Origin of the sequence: Burkholderia sp. B21-005 (genome assembly GCF_020843965.1) — a bacterium.
Lineage (GTDB): Bacteria > Pseudomonadota > Gammaproteobacteria > Burkholderiales > Burkholderiaceae > Burkholderia > Burkholderia ambifaria.
Window position 1 is genome coordinate 2,428,935 of the sequence record NZ_CP086302.1, and the last position, 18,518, is coordinate 2,447,452.

An 18,518-nucleotide genomic window follows, 5' to 3' on the forward strand; every position below is an offset into this window, starting at 1 on the left:
CGTGTGCGGATCGTTCAGCGCCCGACGCGCGGAAAGCGCGCCATCGCTTCGAGCGTATCGAGTTCGATGTGATTGCGCATGTAGCGCTGGCTCGCATCGGTGAACGGCTGCCAGTCCCACGCCTGGATGCGGCCCTGCGTCGTCGCCGCGTAATGGAAGCGGCGCCGCCGCTGGCTCGCGCGCACCTGCGCGTCGAGTTCCGGCAGGTTCCAGCGCCGCGCGGCCTCCGCGCGGAACGCGGCGAGCACGTCGGCGGCTTCGGGCAGGCCGGCCAGGTTCGTGCGCTCGCGCGGATCGTCGGCGAGGTGGTAGAGCTGGTCGGGGTCGGCCGGGCAATGCACGTACTTCCAGTCGCCTCGGCGGATCATCACGACCGGCGCGACCGCCCCTTCCGCGAGGTATTCGCCCAGCGCGACGTCGTGCGCGGGTGCGCCTTGCAGATGCGGCACGAGGCTCGCGCCGTCGACCGGGTCCGGCCATCCGGGGTCGGGCCAGCCGCCGGCGGGCGCCGCACCGGTCAGGTCGACGAGCGTCGGCAGCAGGTCGAGGTGCGACACGGGCCCGCGCACGCGCGCGGCGTCGAAGCGGCCCGGCGCGTGGACGATCAGCGGCACGCGGCAGCCGCCTTCGAAGAACGTCATCTTGTACCAGAGCCCGCGCTCGCCGAGCATGTCGCCGTGGTCGGACGTGACGATCACGATCGTGTCGTCGGCGAACCCGCATTGCTCGAGCGCGGCCAGCACGCTGCCGAACTGCGCGTCGACGTACGACGTCGCGCCGTAGTATGCGCGGCGCGCGGCGCGGATCTGCGCGTCGGTCGGCGGCGTGCGATCGTTTTCGCAGACGAAGCGCAGCCGCTGCGAATGCGGATCGCTCTGCTCCGCATCGAGCCGCACGGCCGGCATGTCGATCTCGTCGTCGCTGTACAGATCCCAGTATTCGCGCGTGATCGCATACGGATCGTGCGGATGGGTCAGCGACACGACCATGCAGAACGGCCGCGCGTCGTGCCCGGCCGCCCGTTCGCGCGCGACGTCGTACAGCTTCTGCTTGGCCGCGAACGTGACCTCGTCGTCGAAGTCGAGCTGGTTGGTGCGCACGCACGGGCCGGCCTCGAGCACCGAGCTCATGTTGTGATACCAGCTCGGCCGCTCGGTCGGGTGGTCCCAGTCGGGCACCCAGCCGAAGTCGGCCGGATAGATGTCGGTCGTGAGCCGCTCCTCGAAACCGTGCAGCTGGTCGGGTCCGCAGAAATGCATCTTGCCGGACAGCATCGTGCGGTAGCCGCCCGCGCGCAGGTAGTGCGCGAACGTCAGCGTTTGCGCCGGCAATTCGGCGGCGTTATCGTAGGCGCCGATACCCGACGGCAGCTTGCCGGTCAGCAGCGAGAAGCGCGACGGCGCGCACAGCGGGCTCGCGCAATACGCGGCGTCGAACACCACGCCTTGCGCGGCGAGACGGTCGAGCGTCGGCGTGCGCGCGACGCGGTTGCCGTAGGCCGGCAGCGCGAACGGCGTCAGCTGGTCGGCCATCAGAATCAGGATGTTGGGAGTCGGGTTCGTCATCGCGGTCGTGGGGAAATCGGTGTTCGAACGGAACGGCGCGACGCTCGTGCGGCGACGCAGCCGGCATGACGGACGCGGCCTTGCAGAAAGTCCCGCGCGCACCGGCCGCGACTGGCTAGAATCGCGGAAGGACCGGCGCGGCGCCGTGCCGTGCCGTGCCGTCCAAAGCACTATCCCCCGCCCGAATTCGGACGGGAAGGTGTCCGGCCCTTATGGGGCCATTAGAGAGACTTATGTCGAAATCCGAAGCGTTACCGTCGATGCAGGCGCTGCGCGCGTTCGAATCGGCCGCCCGTCTCCAGAGCTTCACGGCCGCCGCGCGCGAGCTCGGCTCGACGCAGCCGGCCGTGAGCCAGCAGGTGTTCCAGCTCGAGGCCGAGCTCGGCGTGCCGCTGTTCGAGCGCAGCCCGCGCGGCGTCACGCTGACGAGCGACGGCCAGTGCCTGTACGAAGCCGTGCGGGTGAGCCTCGACACGCTGCGCGGCGCCACCGCGACGCTGCGCGCGCGCCGCGAGCACGGCGCGCTCACGATCGTCACGGATTTCGGCTTCGCGACCTACTGGCTGATGCCGCGCCTCGCCGGGCTGAAGCGCGTGATGCCGGACGTCGACGTGCGGGTCGTCACGTCACAGGATTACGACGCGCAGCGCGACCACGCCGACATCGCGATCCTGTTCGGCGACGGCCACTGGCCGTCGTGCACGGCCGCCCGGCTCTTTCCGGAATCCGTCACGCCCGTCTGCTCGCCCGCGTTCCGCGCCGCGCACCCGGACGTCGCGCGGCCCGACCACCTGCACGCGCTGCCGCTGCTGCACGTGCAGCCGACGCGCCCCGAGCGCTGGCTGTCGTGGGCCGGCTGGTTCGACGCGCACGGCCTCGACGCGCCGGCCGCCGCGCGCGGCGTGACCTTCAACAGCTACGCGCTGGTGATCCATGCGGCACTCCTCGGCGAGGGCGTCGCGCTCGGCTGGTCGCCGCTCGTCGACGAGCTCGTCGCGTCCGGGCAGCTCGTGAAGCTCGTCGACGCCCCCGTCGTGACGTCGCGCGGCTATTTCCTCGTGCGGCCGCCGCAGCGGCCCGAGCCGGACGCGACCCACGTGTTCCGGCGCTGGCTGCTCGACGCGTGCGCGTGCGCGTGACGGGCTGCCAAGCGCCCGTCCACCACCCGTCAACCGCCCCGCCCGACCGTCCGCCCCGGCCGGCCGCGCTGGCGTGCCGATACCAGCCACACGGCGGGTTGGTTCTATCCGCGCCCAAATCGTCCTGATTTACTTGAGCCTCCCGCTACCCGCGTAGCCTGGCGCCCGGTGCGCCGCCGCGCGGGTTCGCGCCCCCTGACATCCGAGGAACCTCATGACCGCCGACTCACGCCCCGATCAATTCGTCCTGACGCTGTCGTGCCCGAGCGCGGCCGGCCAGGTCGCCGCCGTCGTCGGCTTTCTCGAGCGCCATCGCTGCTATGTCGATGCGTTGAACGTGTTCGACGACGATCTCAGCAACCACTTCTTCGTGCGCTGCGTGTTTCATCCGACGGATGAGACGCTGCAGATCGACGCGCTGCGCCAGGAGTTCGGGCCGATCGCGGCCGAGCTCGGCGGCCGCGACGGCGACACGCAGTGGGCGATCCACGACGTGAACGCGCGCCCGAAGGTGCTGATCATGGTGTCGAAGCTCGAGCACTGCCTCGCGGACCTGCTGTTCCGCTGGCGGATGGGCGAGCTGAAGATGGACATCGTCGGCATCGTGTCGAACCATCCCGACTTCGAGCCGCTCGCCGTGCAGCACGGCCTGCCGTTCCGCCACTTTCCGATCACGCCCGACACCAAGGCGCAGCAGGAAGCGCAGTGGCTCGACTTCCTCGAGTCGAGCGGCGCCGAACTCGTGATCCTCGCGCGCTACATGCAGGTGCTGTCGCAGGAAACGAGCGCGAAGCTCGCGAACCGCGCGATCAACATCCACCACTCGTTCCTGCCCGGCTTCAAGGGCGCGAAGCCGTATCACCAGGCGCATGCGCGCGGCGTGAAGCTGATCGGCGCGACCGCGCACTTCGTGACCGACGATCTCGACGAAGGCCCGATCATCGAGCAGGTGGTCGAACGTGTCGATCACGCGCTGCGCCCCGAGCAACTGCTGGCGGTCGGTCGCGACGTCGAATCCATCACGCTCGCGCGCGCGGTGAAGGCGTTCATCGAGCGCCGCGTGTTCCTGAACGGCGATCGCACGGTGGTGTTTCCGTAAGCGCGTCGCACGCTTGGCGCCGCGCTCGTCGGGCGGCGAGCAAACAAAAAAACCGACCGGCACCAGCCGGTCGGTTTTTTATCGCCTGGCGTTCGACGCTTCGCGCGACGGCCCGGTATGGTAGCCGGATTCGTCGCGCGGGCGCGTGCCCGTCAGGCGCTTACTTCACCCACGCGAAGTAGTACGACAGCCAGATCGTGAGCGCCGCGCCGAGCAGCGCCGCATAAGGCATCAGGTTCAGCCACATCGCGCGCTTCGGCACTTCGAGTTCCATGTCCTGCTGCATCTGCGCGGGGAAGCGGCCGCGATCCTGCCAGTAGTGGCGGAACAGGAACACCGGCACGATCAGCAGCATCGCGATCAGCCCGTTGCGCAGCGTGCCATCGCCCTGCAGGTTCGCGCCCGCGCCGACATAGACGAGGTTCGCGTAGCCGCAAATCGAACCGGCGACGAGCAGCCAGGTCGGGCAGCGGAACGGCCGATCCCAGTTGCCGCGATCCATCCGGTGGATCCAGCCCGACTGAAGATTCAGGAATACGAACAGCATGTAGCAGACGTTCGAGATCGACAGCACCGTCATGTAGTCCGACATCATCAGCAACACGAGGTTGAAGCCGAGATCGGTCCACATCGCGCGCGTGGGCGAGCCGTGCTCGTTCACGTGCGACAGGTACTTCGGCAGCCAGCCGTCGACCGATGCCTGGTACAGCGTGCGCGACGAGCCCATCATCGACGTCATCACGATCAGCAGGATCGACAGCATCAGCATCACGACAACTGCATTCGCGACCCACGCGCCGCCGCCGACGATCCGCGCCATCGCGGCCGCGACGCCGGTGCCGTCGCCGATCGACGGATCGAGCATCGCCTGCGTGCCGAGCGCGCCCTGGAACGCCATCGGCACGAGCGTCATCACGACGAGACACAGCGCGCCCGACCAGAAGATCGCCTTCGCGGTGTCGCGACGCGGATCGCGGAATTCGCGCGTGTAGCAGACGGCCGTCTCGAAGCCGTACGACGCCCAGCCGGCCATGAACATCGCGCCGAGCGCCATCGTGACGCCCTGCCCGTTCCACGAGCCGAACGTCGCGGTCGTGAGATTGCCGTGCGCGTCGTGACCGAGCGGCAGCAGCGGGAGCAGGTTCGACATCGGCACGTCGCCGGTAACGAACGGTACGATGCCGACGATCAGCAGCGGCGTGAGCGATGCAATGCCGAGAATGCGCTGCGTGCGCGCAGCCTTCGACGCGCCGCTATGCTGAAGCTTGAACGTGATGAGAAGCAGAATCGTCGCGATGATGAACGTCGCGTTGATTCGCAGGGAAAGACCCGGCTTGATGAAACCGAGATCCGCGATCTTGAGCTGCCAGTGCAGCACCGCCGCATCGGCGGGAAAGAGACTCGTGAGCGCATAGCTCGCCGCGAGGCCGCAGCCGAGCGCGAGCATCGGCGACCACGCGAGCCAGTTGCACCACACGGACACCGGGGCAATCAGCTTGCTGTAACGGACCCAGCCGATCGCGCCATACACGGACGCGCCGCCCGATTTATGGGGAAATAGCCCGGATATTTCCGCATAAGTCGCGCTTTGAATCAGCCCCATCGTGATCGCGGCGATCCAGATCGCCCACGCGGGCTGACCGATCGTCGCGCATACGCCGCCGATCGTGAACAGCACGCCTGCCGGCACGCCGCTCGTTACCCAAAATGCGTCTTTCCAAGTCAGGCCACGATGCAGCGTGTGGCCCGTCGAATCATGTGAGATGGTTGCCTCAACGTCACTGGTGCGATTAGCACGCAGTCCTGCCTGACTCATCCATTGCCTCCTGAGATGACTCCGCACAAGGGCCGTAGTGTAACAACTTACGCCGTTTCTTGCAGAATCAGTAAAAGAATTCCGGGATATGGCCGCATTGAATCACGATTGTTTCGGATTCCTGCATGCCATTCCCGGCGTATTTTTTATAGTGACGCGCGCAATGAAGCGTCGCGTGTTACTGGGTGCCTTCAGTCCACGAATTCACGCGGTCCGCATGGGCTGCGATCCACGCATCGGCGGCCGCTTCCGGCTTCGAGCCGTTCTGGATCGCGAGCATCACGCTGTCGATCTCGCCCGGTTTCCACTGGAATTTCTTCAGGAACGCGACGACCGGCTTGGCCTTCGTTTCGAGCTGCGGATTCACGACGCTGTCGACGTGCTCCGCGCCGCCGAACACCTTCTTCGGATCCTCGAGGAAGCGCAGCTTCCACTTCGCGAACATCCAGTGCGGCGCCCAGCCGGTCACGATCACCGGCTTGTTCGCACTGACGGAGCGCGACAGCTCGGCCGTCATCGCACTGCCCGAGCTCGGCATCAGCGTGTAGCTCAGCCCGTAGTTCTTGATCGCTTCGTCGGTCTTGCGCATCACGCCCGCACCGGCATCGATGCCGACGATGCGGCCGCCGAAGCTGCTCTTCTCGGCGTTCAGATCCTCGATGCTCTTCGCCTTCACGAAATCCGGGACAATCAGGCCGATCTTCGCGTCGGGAAAGTTCGCGCCGACGTCGACGACCTTGCTCTTGTATTCGCTCCAGTACGAGCCGTGCGTGACCGGCAGCCACGCGGACAGCGTCGCATCGAGATCGCCGCGCGCGACGCCCTGCCACATGATCCCGGCCGCGACCGGCACGAGCTTCACCTCGTAGCCGAGCTTCTTCTCGATCACGCGTGCCGCGACGTTCGACGTCGCCACACTGTCGTCCCAGCCTTCGACATAGCCGATTTTCAGCGTCGGCTTCGTATCCGCAAGTGCTGACGCGCTCAGCGCCACCATGGCCGACACCGCGCCCGTCCACAACAGTTTTCCGAACAGCTTCATGGTCGATCTCCTTGATATGCGCTCACCGCGCGTTGCCTCTCTAGGTTCTTCAACCACAAATCCGCGGTATCGTTCTTTTCCGACGGATGCTTGTCCGGACGCGACGCGCCCGGACAGCCGATGGCTTGTTTGCTTATTTGTCGATCACGAGATCCGACAGCGGCTTGCTGCAGCACAGCAGCACCATCCCCTGGTCGATCTCGCGCTGGCGGATGCCGCCGTTATGCTTCATCTCGACCTGCCCCGACACGAGCTTCACCTTGCAGGTGCCGCACATGCCCTGCGTGCACGACGCCGGAAGCCGCACGCCCGACTGGCGTGCCGCATCGAGCACGTGCTGCTCGGAGCCGCACGAGATTTCGCGGTTGCTCTTCGCAAAGCTGACCGTGTACTGCTTCGTCGCGACGTCGGCGCCGTCGGCCAACGGCACGAGTTCGGCGAGCACCTCGTCGCTCGCGGTCTGCGCGAGCGTTTCGAACGAGAAGCTTTCCTCGTGATACTGCTTGTGGTCGAAGCCGGCTTCGTCGAGCAGGTCGCGCACGGCCTTCATGTACGGCGCGGGGCCGCACGTGAAGATCTCGCGCTCCATGAAGTCCGGTGCGATCAGCTTCAGCAGCGGCAACGTCAGGAAGCCCGTGACGCCCGGCCAGTTGGTGCGTGCGCCGACGCGCTCGACGACGAACGACGTGCGGAAGTTCGTATGGTTCGACGCGATCAGGTCGAGCTCGCGCGCGAAGATGATGTCGTCCGGCGTGCGTGCGCTGTGCACGAACAGGATGTCGCGATCCTCGGCGAGATCATGGTGCGCGCGGCTCATCGACATCAGCGGCGTGACCCCTGAGCCGGCCGACAGGAACAGGTACTTGCGCGCCGGATGCCGTGCGCACGTGAATTCGCCGGCCGGACCGAGCACGCGAACCGACGCGCCCGGGCGCAGGTTGTCGTGCAGCCAGTTCGACACCTTGCCGCCCGGCACGCGCTTGACCGTGATCGAGATCGTGTGCGGACGCGCCGGCGACGACGAGATCGTGTAGCACCGGTTGATCGTCTCGCCCTCGATGTCGAGCTCGAGCGTGATGAACTGCCCCGGCTCGAACGAAAACGCACGGCCTTGCGGCGAACGGAAGAAGAAGCTCTTCACGTCATGGGTTTCCTGCCGAACCTGGCAGCACACCAGCGTTTCCTCGACGTCGCTCGTCCAGCGCTCCGGAAGCGCGGTCCAGAACGCCGGGTGCGTCACCCGGCTTTCCGCCGGCTCGAAATTGGCCGCATCTCGCATCATGCCAACCTCCGCCGGGCCGCCCCAAGGAGGTTGACCGCCCCCTCGGGGGGCAGCGAGCAAAGTGAGCGTTGGGGTTGTTTCATCATTGACTCCGCTTGCTGTCCGCTGACTACTACGCGCCGGTTTTTTCGGCGAGCCGGCCGATGTACCAGGCCGAGAATTTTTCGACGAGACCTTCCGTGAACGGCGAATACGGGCCCGGTTCGTACGCACTGCTGGTCGCGCCACGCTGCGAGAATTCGACGAGCGCGCGATCCTGGTCGTTGGTCGCGTTCCACACGGCCGTCAGGTTCTTCACGTCGTAGTCGATGCCTTCCTTCGCATCCTTGTGCACGAGCCACTTGGTGCGCACGAGCGTCTTGCCGGCCGACAGCGGAATCACCGAGAACGTCACGATGTGATCGCTCATGAAGTGGTGCCACGAGTTCGGCTGCGTCCAGAACGACAGGCCGCCGAGGTCTGCCTGCTCGAACTTGCCGAGCAGCTTCTTCGACGCGACCTTCGCGTCGAGCGTCTGCGATTCGCCGTGGCGGTCGAGCGGCAGGCGCTGCGTGCGGAAGCCCGTCACGTCGTCCAGCTTTTCGATTTCGGCGGACGGCAGGCCCATCTCTGCCCACTCCTTGCCGCGGCGCACGCAGGTTTCAGCGAATGCGTCCATGCCTTCGGCGTTCGCGTCGGAGCGCTGGTAGCCGAAGCCGTATTCGTACAGCGAAATCGTCAGCTCCGGATGGTTCGCGACGCAGTGATAGCACTCGCGGTTGTTCTCCATCGTGAGCTTCCAGTTGCCTTCCTCGATGATGTCGACCTGAGCGGCGATCTTCGTGTTCGGCAGATCGTGCGGCAGCAGGTACGGCTCCATCTCGGCGCGCAGCTGCGCGAAATCGACCGGCGGCTCCTCGGCGAGGCAGACGAAGATCAGCCCCGCGAGGTTCTGCACGTGCACCGACTTCAGGCTGTGCTTGCAGCGGTCGAACTTCTCGCCCATGTGCTCGGCGAACATCAGCTGGCCGGTCAGGTTGTAGGTCCAGCTGTGGTACGGGCACACGATGTTGCCGACCGAGCCTTTGTCCTCGTTGCACAGACGCGCGCCGCGGTGACGGCACACGTTGTGGAACGCGCGAATTTCCATGTCGTCGTCGCGCACGATCAGGATCGAGTCGCTGCCCAGTTCCACGGTCACGTAGTCGCCCGGCTCGGGAATATCCGGTTCGACCGCTACCTGGATCCAGTGCTGGCGGAAAATCGCCTCCATGTCGAGGGCGAAGATTTCCTCGCTCGTATAGAACGGCGCGTCGAGGCTGTGGCCTTCCTTGCGTCGCTCGATCAGTGCACGAATGTCTGCCGATACTTTCATCGTTTGCTCCGGATTCCTTGCATCCCTGGGGTTCTTGCCGACAGGCATCAAAATCAGTAGTCGATGAGCTGATGCTCGCGCAAATACGCGAGTATCACTTGTGCTTTTTCGACTGAACTCCCTTCATTTACGACGTTGCCGCCGCGGCTTTCGGTCGTCGTCGCGGACAGCATCCGCGCATGCCCGGAGCGCTTCTCGGCGGCGACCAGTTTTACGGGTTTACGCTCGATCGCGCCGACCTTCCACGCGGCCGCTTCGGCGTCCGCGCCGGTCGCCGTGAGTGCCGGGCGGATCGCGCCGGCCCGCAGCCGCGCATACGCGTAGCGCGGCTCCACGTTGGCGAGCGGATGCACCGCGACGACGGCCGGCAGCGCCGCGTCGACGCGCCGCCGCAGCCCTTTCGGCAAGAATTGCCGGACCGCCGCGCGGCCGCCGTCGACCGTCACGTCGACGGCCGAGCCGACGAGCGGATAGCCGAGCGTCGCGGCGACGCGATACGGCAGCATGCCGGTGTCGTACGCGCCCTCGGCACGGGTGCCGGTCAGCACGAGGTCGTAACCTTCGACGCGGGCGGCCAGCGCCTGCGCGGCATCGTCGCCGTCACGGCAGGCCAGCACCTCGACCTGCCGCGCGCCGAGCGCAAGGTATTCAGCAAGTGCTTCATTGGCGGGATCGCCCGCATGGATCACGTCGAGCTGGGCCCGATGTTTCTCCGCGAGCTGGCGGCCGACCTCGAGCGCGGCCGCGTCGTTGCGGCTGTAGCGCGCGGTGCCGCTGACCGGGTGCCGGCCCACGGACACGAGCACCGCGATGCGTTGCAACTGGCGAGGGGCGTTCATGCTGCGACTCCTTCGGATTCACGGGCGCCGACCGCGGTCGGCGATTGTCCGCGCGACGCACGCGCGGCCTGCACCTCGTCGATCAGCGCGGCGATGGTCGCCTGCGCGTCGCCCACCACCGTCAGGTTCGCGCGCTTGGCGATCGGCGCACTGCCGTCGAGGTTGACCGCGATCACGTGACGGCAGTCCTTGATCCCCTGCAGATGCTGCACCGCGCCCGAGATGCCGAACGCGATGTACACGCTGGCCTCGACCGTCTTGCCGGTCGCGCCCACCTGCTTGTCGCGCGTGAAGTGACCGTTGTCGACCGCGACGCGGCTCGCGCCGATCGCCGCGCCGAACGCGCCGGCGAGCCGCTCGAACGCGCCGATGTCGGACACGCCGTTACCGGCCGACACGATGAAGTCGGCTTCCTCCAGCGCGACCTGCGCGGCGTCGATTTCCTCGAGGCCGAGATCGCGGTACGGCTGCGCCGTGTCGCCGGCCGGGCGGATGAAGTCGGCGGCCAGGCGATCGCCGGCGCCGACGAACGGCAGCTTCGCGTCGACCGCGTTCTGCGCGAGCAGGATCACGTCGGGCAAGCCGCGCGTCGCGAACGCACGGCCGGCCTGCGCATACGCGCCGACATGCTTCGCGTCGATCTCGACCACGTGGGTCGCGACGCTCGCGCCGGCGGCCGCCGCGTAACGCCGGCCGAGATCGCCGTCGCCGGTCGCGTTGTCGGGCACGAACACGTGCTTCGGCGCGAGCGCCGCGGCACAGGCCTGCAACGCTTGCAATTCGCTTTCGGGCGCGAATGCGCGGCGGTCGAAGTCGGCCAGCTCGATCAGCTTGTCGACACCGAGTTCCGCGGCGTCATCCTTCAGTTCGCCGAACGCCAGCAGCGCGACTTCCGTCTGGGCGTCGGCCAGCACCGCGGCGGCGGCGATCGCCTGGCGCGAATGTTCGTCGAGCGCGCCGCGCTCGGTGTGCGCCACCACCAGCATCACGTGCTTCGGGTCCTGCACCGCGCGGCGCGGCTTCGCGGCCGCGGCGCCATGACCGTGAGCGGACCACTGCGCGGCGCTCGCATCGGCGCTGCCTTCCTGGCCGAGCGTGATGCGCTTCAGGCCCGCGGCCGTGATGATGAACGGCCGGCGCGGATCGATTCGTTTGATCGTGTTCATCGATTCACTCCAGCGAGGCGGCAACGAGTTCGGCCACGTCGAGCACGTCGGGGCGCGGGCCCACGACGCCTTCGAGCATCGCCGTGCAGTTCGGGCAACCGACCGCGACCACGTCCGCGCCGATGGCGCGCGCGTCGGCGATGCGGATGTCGGGAATACGCTGCTTGCCGGGGATGTCGGTCAGCGGCGCACCGCCGCCACCGCCGCAGCAGCGGCCGCGCATGCCGTTGCGCTCCATTTCGACGACCTGGATGCCGATCGTCTTGAGCAGCTTGCGCGGCGATTCCGTCTCGCCGTTGTAGCGGCCGAGGTAGCACGGATCGTGATACGTGGTGCGCTTCTCGCGCAGCGCTTCGACGGCCTTCGGCACGATCTTGCCGCTGTCGGCCAGCTCCGCGAGGTAGGTCGTGTGATGCTTGACCGTCACGCGCAGCCCGAGCGCGCGGTATTCGTTGCGCAGGCTGTGCATCACGTGCGGGTCGGCCGTCACGATCTGCTTGTACGACAGCGTGCCGAGCGTGCCGATCAGGCGCTTGGCCATCCGCTGGAACGTCGCTTCGTCGCCGAGGCGCCGTGCTACGTCGCCGGTATCGGTCTCGGTCCCGCCGAGCACCGCGTAGTCGACGCCTGCCTTGTTCAGCACCTTCACGAACGCGCGCAGCGTGCGCTGGTAACGCATGTCGAACGCGCCTTCGCCCGCGACGAACAGCACGTCGACCGGCTTGCCCGGTTGCGCGACGGGTGCGTTCAGGTCGACCGACCAGTCGTAACGCGCGGCCGCGTCGTAACCGCCCATCGTGCCGGTCTCGCGCAGGTTCGCGAGCACTTCCTGGCCCTTGCCCGGCACCGTGCCGTGCACCAGCGTGCGGTTGCGGCGCATGTCGACGATCGCGTCGACGTGCTCGATCAGCATCGGGCATTCCTGCACGCATGCGCGGCAGGTCGTGCACGACCACAGCGTCTGTTCCTCGATCAGGCCGGACACGATCGGGCCGTTCGGCTCGCCGCGATGCTGGCCGACCGCGAGGCCCGGGGTCGGGCTGCCCGCGTAAGCCGCATCGGTGCCGCCCGCCATCCCGACGACGAGATCCTGGATCAGTTTCTTCGGGTTCAGCGGCTGGCCCGCGGCGAACGCGGGGCACGCGGCCTCGCACTTGCCGCACTGCACGCACGCGTCGAAGCTCAGCAGCTGGTTCCAGCGGAATTCGACCGGCTTCGCGACGCCGTATTCCTCGTGCTCGATATCCGGCAGCTTCAGTGCGGTCGGCGGCGTTGCCGTGCCGTTGCCCGTGAACGAGTCACGAGTGGCCGCGAAACGCTCCTGGCGCGGGTGGAACGCGAGGTGCAGCAGGCCGGCGATCGCATGCTTCATCGGGCCGCCCTTCGCGGCGCCGATCGTCATCGTGAATGCGCCGGCGCCGATCAGCAGCGCGCAGAGCACCGCGAACGCCCCCGACATCGCACCGGTCGGCACGACCATGAACAGCACGAGGCCGAGCGCGAACGAGCCGAGCAGCCAGGGCAGCGCGTTCCACGGGCCGCGCGACAGGCGGGCCGGCACGTTCTTGGCCGCGCGGCGGCGCCAGACGAACACCACGCCGACGAGCATCGCGAGGGCCGCGAGGAAGATCAGCTTGTCGAGCCACGGCGAGTAGATCGCGAGGCCGTAGTTGACGAACACGAGCGCGAGCGCACCGATCGCGCCGCCGGCGGTCGCGACGTGGGTCTTCGCGATGTACGGGTCGCGGGCGACCACGTGGTGCAGGTCGACGAAGTAGCGCTTCGGGATCGCGAACAGGTTCGCGACGCCGAACGAGCCGGGCGCCGTGGCCCGGCCGAGACGCCAGTAGGACGAGCGCTTCGCGACCGCGAACGCGAGCCCCGCCACCGACAGCCACAACAGTGCGGTAATGAGGAAGGACGGATTCATTTTCAGAAATCCTTCACGAGACGCAGCGAGTCATAGATCGCGCCGTGGACGTTGTGCATCGAGATGCAGTCGCCGACACGGAACAGCAGGAAGCGGCCGTTGCCGAGCTCTTCCGACAGGCACGGCTGCGGCTCGGCCGCGAACAGCGTGTGCGGATCGATCTGGCCGCGGTTCACCGACTCCGGCTTGAGCTTCCAGTACAGCTCGTCGTTCGGCGACGAACCGTTCTCGATCACCACCTGGTCGACCGCGCGCTCTTCCAGTTCTTCGGTGTACTCGTTGCGCAGCACGGCGATCGTCTTGCCGTCCTCTTCGTACACGCGATCGAGCATGGTGTTCGGCGTCGGGATCACGCCGAGCGCATACAGGCGGCGATAGAAGATCGGGAACGTCGTGCCGCCGCAATCGTCGGCCACCTTCACGTCGGGCGTGACGACCTCGACCTTCGAGCCGCGGCTCGCCATGAAGTCGGCGACGCCCGCGCCCGCATGGGTGCTCACGCCGTCGAACAGCAGCACGTTCTGCTTCGGCTCGACCTTGCCGTTCAGGATGTCCCACGAGCTGACGGCCAGGCCCTCGGCCACGCCCCAGCCCGGCACCTGCCACGTGAAGCTCGAACCGCCCGTGGCGAGCACGACGATGTCCGGCTTCTCGGCCATGATCATCTTCTCGTCGGCGGCGACGCCAAGGCGGCGATCGACGCCCAGGCGCTTGGTTTCCATGTCGAACCAGCGGATGATCCCCGACATCTGTTCGCGCTGCGGCGCCTTCGCGGCGATCATCACCTGGCCGCCCACTTCGGCGTTCTTCTCGAACAGCACCACGTCGTGGCCGCGCAGCTTCGCGACGCGTGCGGCCTCGAGCCCCGCGGGGCCCGCGCCGACCACCACCACCTTGCGCTTCGGGCCGCGCGACTTCTCGATGATGTGCGGCATCGTCTCTTCGCGCGACGTCGCGGCGTTCTGGATGCAGAGCACGTCGAGGCCGTTGTACTGGCGGTCGATGCAGTAGTTCGCGCCGACGCACTGCTTGATTTCGTCTTCGCGGCCATCGCGGATCTTGATCACCATGTGCGGATCCGCGATCTGCGCGCGCGTCATGCCGACCAGGTCGATCATGCCGTTCGCGAGCAGGCGTTCGGCCTGGCCCGCGTCGCGGATGCTCTGCGCGTGCATCACGGGGATCTTCACCACCGACTTGATGCCGGCGGCGAGGTGCACGAACGGCTCCGGCGGCAGCGCCATCGGCGGCATGCAGTTGGCGATCGTGTTGTGCGTATCGCCGCCCGAGCCAACCACGCTCAGGTAGTCGATCAGGCCCGTCTCCGACATCGCCTGCGCGATTTCCTTCAGCGCTTCGTGATCGAGGCCGTCCTCATGGAATTCGTCGCCGCACATCCGCAGGCCGACGCAGAAGTCCTTGCCCACCGCCTCGCGCACGGCCGTCAGCACTTCGATGCCGAAGCGCAGGCGGTTCTCGAGGCTGCCGCCCCATTCATCGGTGCGGTGGTTCGAACGCTTGCTCCAGAACTGGTCGATCAGGTGCTGGTGCGCGGCGGAGATTTCGATGCCGTCCATGCCGGCCGCCTTCACGCGCTTTGCCGCCGCCGCGAAGTCGCCGATGATGCGGCGGATTTCCTCGATCTCGATGATCTTCGCGTTGCCGCGGTGTACCGGCTCGCGCACGCCCGACGGCGACATCAGGTGCGGCCAGTGTTCGCCGTGGAACGACGAGCGGCGGCCCATGTGCGTCGCCTGGATCATGATCTTCGCGCCATGCTTGTGCATGGTGTCGGCCAGGCGCGTGAGCGGGTCGATGATCTTGTCGTTCGACAGGTTCACCGACTTCCACCAGCCCTGCGGGCTGTCGATCGACACGGGGCTCGAGCCGCCGCAGATCGCGAGGCCGACGCCACCCTTCGCCTTCTCTTCGTAGTAACGGATGTAGCGGTCGCCCGGCAGGCCGCCCGGCTCGGCATACACCTCCGCGTGGGCGGTGCTGACGATCCGGTTGCGCAGCGTCAACTGGTTCAGCTGCATGGGTTTGAACAGGTGGGGATAACGCATCGCAGGCGACCTCTGGCGTTCGAATGTCTCGTGTTGCGGGTGTTGTTGTGTTGCTGTGTCGGATCGTCAGCGCATCAGTGCGCGAGCGGCGACACTTCGAAGACGCAGTGGTCGTGATGCTCGGCCGCACACTGCACTTCCTTCGACTGCGCACGCGGCGCGCCCTTGCCTTCCGGCGTCGTGTCGTTGACCCAGTCCATCGCGCCGGCGAACCAGCCCGCGAACATGTAGCAGAGCTTGCCTTCCTTGCCCGGCTGCTGGAGCACGAACGACGAGTGGCGCAGCTCGATCTTCGCGCGCGCGCTGGCCGGATCCGCCTCGATGATCGAGAACAAGCCCCAGCCGCGTTGCGACAGGCGCTTCAGGTAGTGCTCGAACACGGCCATGCCGGTCAGCCCGTGCAGCTTCGCTTCCTTGTCGCACCAGTGGTATGCGGACTTGTAGCCGGCCTTGTAGAGGATCTCGGCATACGCTTCGACGCCGAGCGCTTCCTCGACGGCGACGTGATTGTTCGTGAAGAAGTGGCGCGGCACGTACAGCATCGGCAGCGCGTCGGTGGTCCAGACGCCGGTATCGGGATCGACGTTGATCGGCAGTTGCGGTTGCATCGTGGTGACTCCGTGAGGAAAATTGGCCGCGCGGCTCGGGCGCGACATCGTCCGCGTGCCCGCGCGGCTTGCACGGGCACGTCCCGATTTTTCTAGTGTTGAATCGCGGGTGGCGGTTCGGGCGGGCGGACGCTTACGCGCCCCACACGTCCTTGAACACGCGTACCCAGTTCTCGCCCATGATCTTGCGGATGCGCGACTCCTTCCAGCCGTGGCGTTCCATCGCCGCGGTCAGGTTCGGGAATTCGCCGATCGTGCGGATGCCGTCCGGGTTGATCACCTTGCCGAAGTTCGTCAGCTGGCGATAGCGGCCCTTGTCATGCGTCAGCATGTCGAAGAATTCCTTCGCGAAATCCTGCGTGAAGTCCGTGCCGATGCCGACCGCGTCTTCGCCGATCAGGTTCACGACATAGTCGATCGCCTCGATGTAGTCGTCGATGTTCGCCTCGATCCCGCGCTTCAGGAACGGCGCGAACATCGTCACGCCGACGAAGCCGCCGGCGTCGGCGATTTCCTTCAGCTGCGCATCGCTCTTGTTGCGCGGATGTTCCTTCAGGCCCGACGGCAGGCAGTGCGAGTAGCACACCGGCTTCTTCGAGAACGCGATCGCTTCCGACGACGTGTTGCCGCCCACATGCGACAGGTCGACCATGATGCCGACGCGGTTCATCTCGGTGATCACTTCGCGGCCGAAGTCCGACAGGCCGCCGTCGCGCTCGTAGCAGCCGGTGCCGACCAGGTTCTGCGTGTTGTAGCAAAGCTGCACGACGCGCACGCCCATGTCGGCGAACGCCTCGATGTAGCCGAGGTTGTCCTCGAACGCGTGCGCGTTCTGGAAGCCGAGAATGATCCCGGTCTTGCCTTCCTTCTTCGCGCGGAAGATGTCGTCCGTGGTGCGCACGAGCGTCAGCAGCTCGCCGTTCTCGCGGATCTTCTGCTTCATCACGCCGATGTTGTCGACGGTCTTGGTGAAGTTCTCCCACACCGATACCGTGCAGTTCGCGGCCGTGATGCCGCCACGGCGCATGTCTTCGAACACCGGCTTCTCGAACTTCGAGATGTTCAGTCCGTCGATGATGATGCTGTCCTGATGCAGCGTGCTCATATCTGCCTCTCGCTCCAGTCTCTGCTTTTGTGGGGGTCGTCGATCAGTAAATCGGGAAGCGCTCGCAGAGCGCGAAAATCTCGCGGCGCACGCGCTGTTCGGTCGCATGGTCGCCTTCCGGGTTCGCGCGCAGCGCGTCGAACACTTCCAGAATCAGGCGGCCGACCTCGCGGAACTCCGCGACGCCGAAGCCGCGCGTCGTGCCGGCCGGCGTGCCCAGGCGGATGCCCGACGTGACGGTCGGCTTCTCGGTGTCGAACGGAATGCCGTTCTTGTTGCAGGTGATGCCCGCGCGCTCCAGCGCCTGCTCGACCGGCGCGCCCTTCAGGCCCTTCGGGCGCAGGTCGACCAGCAGCAGGTGGTTGTCGGTGCCGCCGGTGACGAGATCCACGCCGCCCGCCTTCAGCACTTCGCCGAGCGCCTGCGCGTTCGCGAGCACGTTGTCGATGTAGGTCTTGAAGTCCGTATGCAGCACTTCGCCGAACGCGACGGCCTTGCCGGCGATCACGTGCATCAGCGGGCCGCCCTGCAGGCCGGGGAACACGGCCGAGTTGATCTTCTTGGCGATGTCTTCGTCGTTGGTCAGCACGAAGCCGCCGCGCGGGCCGCGCAGCGTCTTGTGCGTGGTCGACGTGACGACGTGCGCGTGCTCGACCGGGTTCGCATGGCGGCCGGCGGCGATCACGCCCGCGATGTGCGCCATGTCGACCATCAGCTTCGCGCCGACGCTGTCGGCGATCGCGCGAAAGCGTGCGAAGTCCAGTGCGCGCGGATACGCCGAGAAGCCGGCGATGATCAGGTTCGGCTTGTGCTGGTGCGCGAGTTCTTCAACCTGGTCGTAGTCGATCCGCATCGTGTCGTGGTTCACGCCGTACTGCACCGCGTTGAACCACTTGCCCGACAGCGCCGGCTTCGCGCCGTGCGTCAGGTGGCCGCCGGCGTCCAGCGACATGCCGAGTACCGTGTCGCCCGGCTTCGCCAGCGCGAGCATCACCGAGCCGTTCGCCTGCGCGCCGGAGTGCGGCTGCACGTTCGCGTAGCCGGCGTTGAAGATCTGCTTCACACGCTCGATCGCCAGCGCCTCGACTTCGTCCGCGAATTCGCAGCCGCCGTAGTAACGCTTGCCCGGATAGCCTTCTGCATACTTGTTGGTCAACACCGAACCCTGCGCCTCCAGCACCGCACGCGACACGATGTTTTCCGACGCGATGAGCTCGACCTGCGACTGCTGGCGCTCGAGCTCCTTCAGGATGGCGCTGCGCACCGGCGCGTCGCGCTCGGCAAGGGGCTGCGAGAAGAAAGGCTGGGTGTTCGACATAGTGCGTCCGTGACGAAGAATAAAGGGCGTGAAACCGAAGCTCGAGGCCCGCCAAACCTGGGTTTCCAGCGCATCCAGTGCAAGGCTGCCGACGGCTCTATTCTTGTCGTTCGGATTTTCGGCGGATTGATGAATTTAGACGCGTTCTTTGCCTTTTCCGCCATGCGCGTCCGTTTTGTACAAGTGACC

Annotated in this window: 14 protein-coding genes; 2 read left to right on the forward strand and 12 right to left on the reverse strand. The window is 66.7% G+C overall.

Features of this window, described 5'->3' with window-relative positions:
- Positions 1 to 14: 14 nt before the first annotated feature.
- Positions 15 to 1,565: a choline-sulfatase gene (betC, locus tag LMA02_RS27450; protein ID WP_228908293.1), complete on the reverse strand. Its 1,551-nt coding sequence runs from the start codon at positions 1,563 to 1,565 to the stop codon at positions 15 to 17.
- A gap of 212 nt (positions 1,566 to 1,777) precedes the next feature.
- Between betC and LMA02_RS27455 the strand changes: the two genes are divergently transcribed.
- Together LMA02_RS27455 and purU are read left to right on the forward strand one after the other, a co-directional pair.
- Positions 1,778 to 2,704, forward strand: a complete 927-nt coding sequence (locus tag LMA02_RS27455; protein WP_166721842.1) for a choline sulfate utilization transcriptional regulator — start codon at positions 1,778 to 1,780, stop codon at positions 2,702 to 2,704.
- A gap of 214 nt (positions 2,705 to 2,918) precedes the next feature.
- Positions 2,919 to 3,803 carry a formyltetrahydrofolate deformylase gene (gene purU, locus LMA02_RS27460; RefSeq protein ID WP_165753627.1) on the forward strand — a complete coding sequence of 295 codons (885 nt, stop codon included), beginning with the start codon at positions 2,919 to 2,921 and terminating at the stop codon, positions 3,801 to 3,803.
- Between the two features lie 160 nt (positions 3,804 to 3,963).
- Here purU and LMA02_RS27465 read toward each other — a convergent pair whose 3' ends face one another.
- The 11 genes from LMA02_RS27465 to LMA02_RS27515 all read right to left on the reverse strand — a co-directional run bounded on the left by LMA02_RS27465 (position 3,964) and on the right by LMA02_RS27515 (position 18,329).
- Positions 3,964 to 5,619 carry an APC family permease gene (locus LMA02_RS27465; protein WP_228908294.1) on the reverse strand — a complete coding sequence of 552 codons (1,656 nt, stop codon included), beginning with the start codon at positions 5,617 to 5,619 and terminating at the stop codon, positions 3,964 to 3,966.
- A gap of 178 nt (positions 5,620 to 5,797) precedes the next feature.
- Complete coding sequence (locus LMA02_RS27470) at positions 5,798 to 6,661, reverse strand: glycine betaine ABC transporter substrate-binding protein (RefSeq protein ID WP_228908295.1); 864 nt, start codon at positions 6,659 to 6,661, stop codon at positions 5,798 to 5,800.
- A gap of 133 nt (positions 6,662 to 6,794) precedes the next feature.
- Positions 6,795 to 7,943 carry a hybrid-cluster NAD(P)-dependent oxidoreductase gene (locus tag LMA02_RS27475; protein ID WP_228908296.1) on the reverse strand — a complete coding sequence of 383 codons (1,149 nt, stop codon included), beginning with the start codon at positions 7,941 to 7,943 and terminating at the stop codon, positions 6,795 to 6,797.
- A gap of 112 nt (positions 7,944 to 8,055) precedes the next feature.
- Entirely contained in the window at positions 8,056 to 9,297 is a 1,242-nt protein-coding gene (locus LMA02_RS27480; protein ID WP_228908297.1) for an aromatic ring-hydroxylating oxygenase subunit alpha, read from the reverse strand.
- Between the two features lie 53 nt (positions 9,298 to 9,350).
- Positions 9,351 to 10,136, reverse strand: coding sequence for an electron transfer flavoprotein subunit beta/FixA family protein (locus LMA02_RS27485; RefSeq protein WP_228908298.1), 786 nt, complete (start codon positions 10,134 to 10,136; stop codon positions 9,351 to 9,353).
- Positions 10,133 to 11,302, reverse strand: a complete 1,170-nt coding sequence (locus LMA02_RS27490; RefSeq protein WP_228908299.1) for an electron transfer flavoprotein subunit alpha/FixB family protein — start codon at positions 11,300 to 11,302, stop codon at positions 10,133 to 10,135. Before LMA02_RS27490 ends, LMA02_RS27485 begins: the two co-directional genes overlap by 4 nt.
- A gap of 4 nt (positions 11,303 to 11,306) precedes the next feature.
- On the reverse strand, positions 11,307 to 13,232 hold the full coding sequence (locus LMA02_RS27495) for a (Fe-S)-binding protein (protein WP_228908300.1): 1,926 nt from the start codon (positions 13,230 to 13,232) through the stop codon (positions 11,307 to 11,309).
- A 2-nt stretch (positions 13,233 to 13,234) separates the two neighbouring features.
- The gene (locus LMA02_RS27500) at positions 13,235 to 15,298 is read right to left on the reverse strand and encodes an NADH:flavin oxidoreductase (protein ID WP_228908301.1); all 2,064 of its coding nucleotides are present in this window, start codon (positions 15,296 to 15,298) and stop codon (positions 13,235 to 13,237) included.
- A 74-nt stretch (positions 15,299 to 15,372) separates the two neighbouring features.
- Positions 15,373 to 15,906 carry a DUF5943 domain-containing protein gene (locus LMA02_RS27505; protein ID WP_175726595.1) on the reverse strand — a complete coding sequence of 178 codons (534 nt, stop codon included), beginning with the start codon at positions 15,904 to 15,906 and terminating at the stop codon, positions 15,373 to 15,375.
- Between the two features lie 133 nt (positions 15,907 to 16,039).
- Complete coding sequence (locus LMA02_RS27510) at positions 16,040 to 17,011, reverse strand: dipeptidase (RefSeq protein ID WP_006756079.1); 972 nt, start codon at positions 17,009 to 17,011, stop codon at positions 16,040 to 16,042.
- Positions 17,012 to 17,054: 43 nt separating this feature from the next.
- A complete protein-coding gene (locus tag LMA02_RS27515; RefSeq protein WP_228908302.1) occupies positions 17,055 to 18,329 on the reverse strand; it encodes a serine hydroxymethyltransferase in 1,275 nt (424 codons plus the stop codon).
- Positions 18,330 to 18,518: the final 189 nt, after the last annotated feature.

Bases quoted from the DNA above. Each gene is read 5' to 3' on its own strand.
- betC (WP_228908293.1), bottom strand. From the start codon at position 1,565: ATGACGAACCCGACTCCCAACATCCTGATTCTGATGGCCGACCAGCTG.
- LMA02_RS27455 (WP_166721842.1), top strand. From the start codon at position 1,778: ATGGGGCCATTAGAGAGACTTATGTCGAAATCCGAAGCGTTACCGTCG.
- purU (WP_165753627.1), top strand. From the start codon at position 2,919: ATGACCGCCGACTCACGCCCCGATCAATTCGTCCTGACGCTGTCGTGC.
- LMA02_RS27465 (WP_228908294.1), bottom strand. From the start codon at position 5,619: ATGAGTCAGGCAGGACTGCGTGCTAATCGCACCAGTGACGTTGAGGCA.
- LMA02_RS27470 (WP_228908295.1), bottom strand. From the start codon at position 6,661: ATGAAGCTGTTCGGAAAACTGTTGTGGACGGGCGCGGTGTCGGCCATG.
- LMA02_RS27475 (WP_228908296.1), bottom strand. From the start codon at position 7,943: ATGATGCGAGATGCGGCCAATTTCGAGCCGGCGGAAAGCCGGGTGACG.
- LMA02_RS27480 (WP_228908297.1), bottom strand. From the start codon at position 9,297: ATGAAAGTATCGGCAGACATTCGTGCACTGATCGAGCGACGCAAGGAA.
- LMA02_RS27485 (WP_228908298.1), bottom strand. From the start codon at position 10,136: ATGAACGCCCCTCGCCAGTTGCAACGCATCGCGGTGCTCGTGTCCGTG.
- LMA02_RS27490 (WP_228908299.1), bottom strand. From the start codon at position 11,302: ATGAACACGATCAAACGAATCGATCCGCGCCGGCCGTTCATCATCACG.
- LMA02_RS27495 (WP_228908300.1), bottom strand. From the start codon at position 13,232: ATGAATCCGTCCTTCCTCATTACCGCACTGTTGTGGCTGTCGGTGGCG.
- LMA02_RS27500 (WP_228908301.1), bottom strand. From the start codon at position 15,298: ATGCGTTATCCCCACCTGTTCAAACCCATGCAGCTGAACCAGTTGACG.
- LMA02_RS27505 (WP_175726595.1), bottom strand. From the start codon at position 15,906: ATGCAACCGCAACTGCCGATCAACGTCGATCCCGATACCGGCGTCTGG.
- LMA02_RS27510 (WP_006756079.1), bottom strand. From the start codon at position 17,011: ATGAGCACGCTGCATCAGGACAGCATCATCATCGACGGACTGAACATC.
- LMA02_RS27515 (WP_228908302.1), bottom strand. From the start codon at position 18,329: ATGTCGAACACCCAGCCTTTCTTCTCGCAGCCCCTTGCCGAGCGCGAC.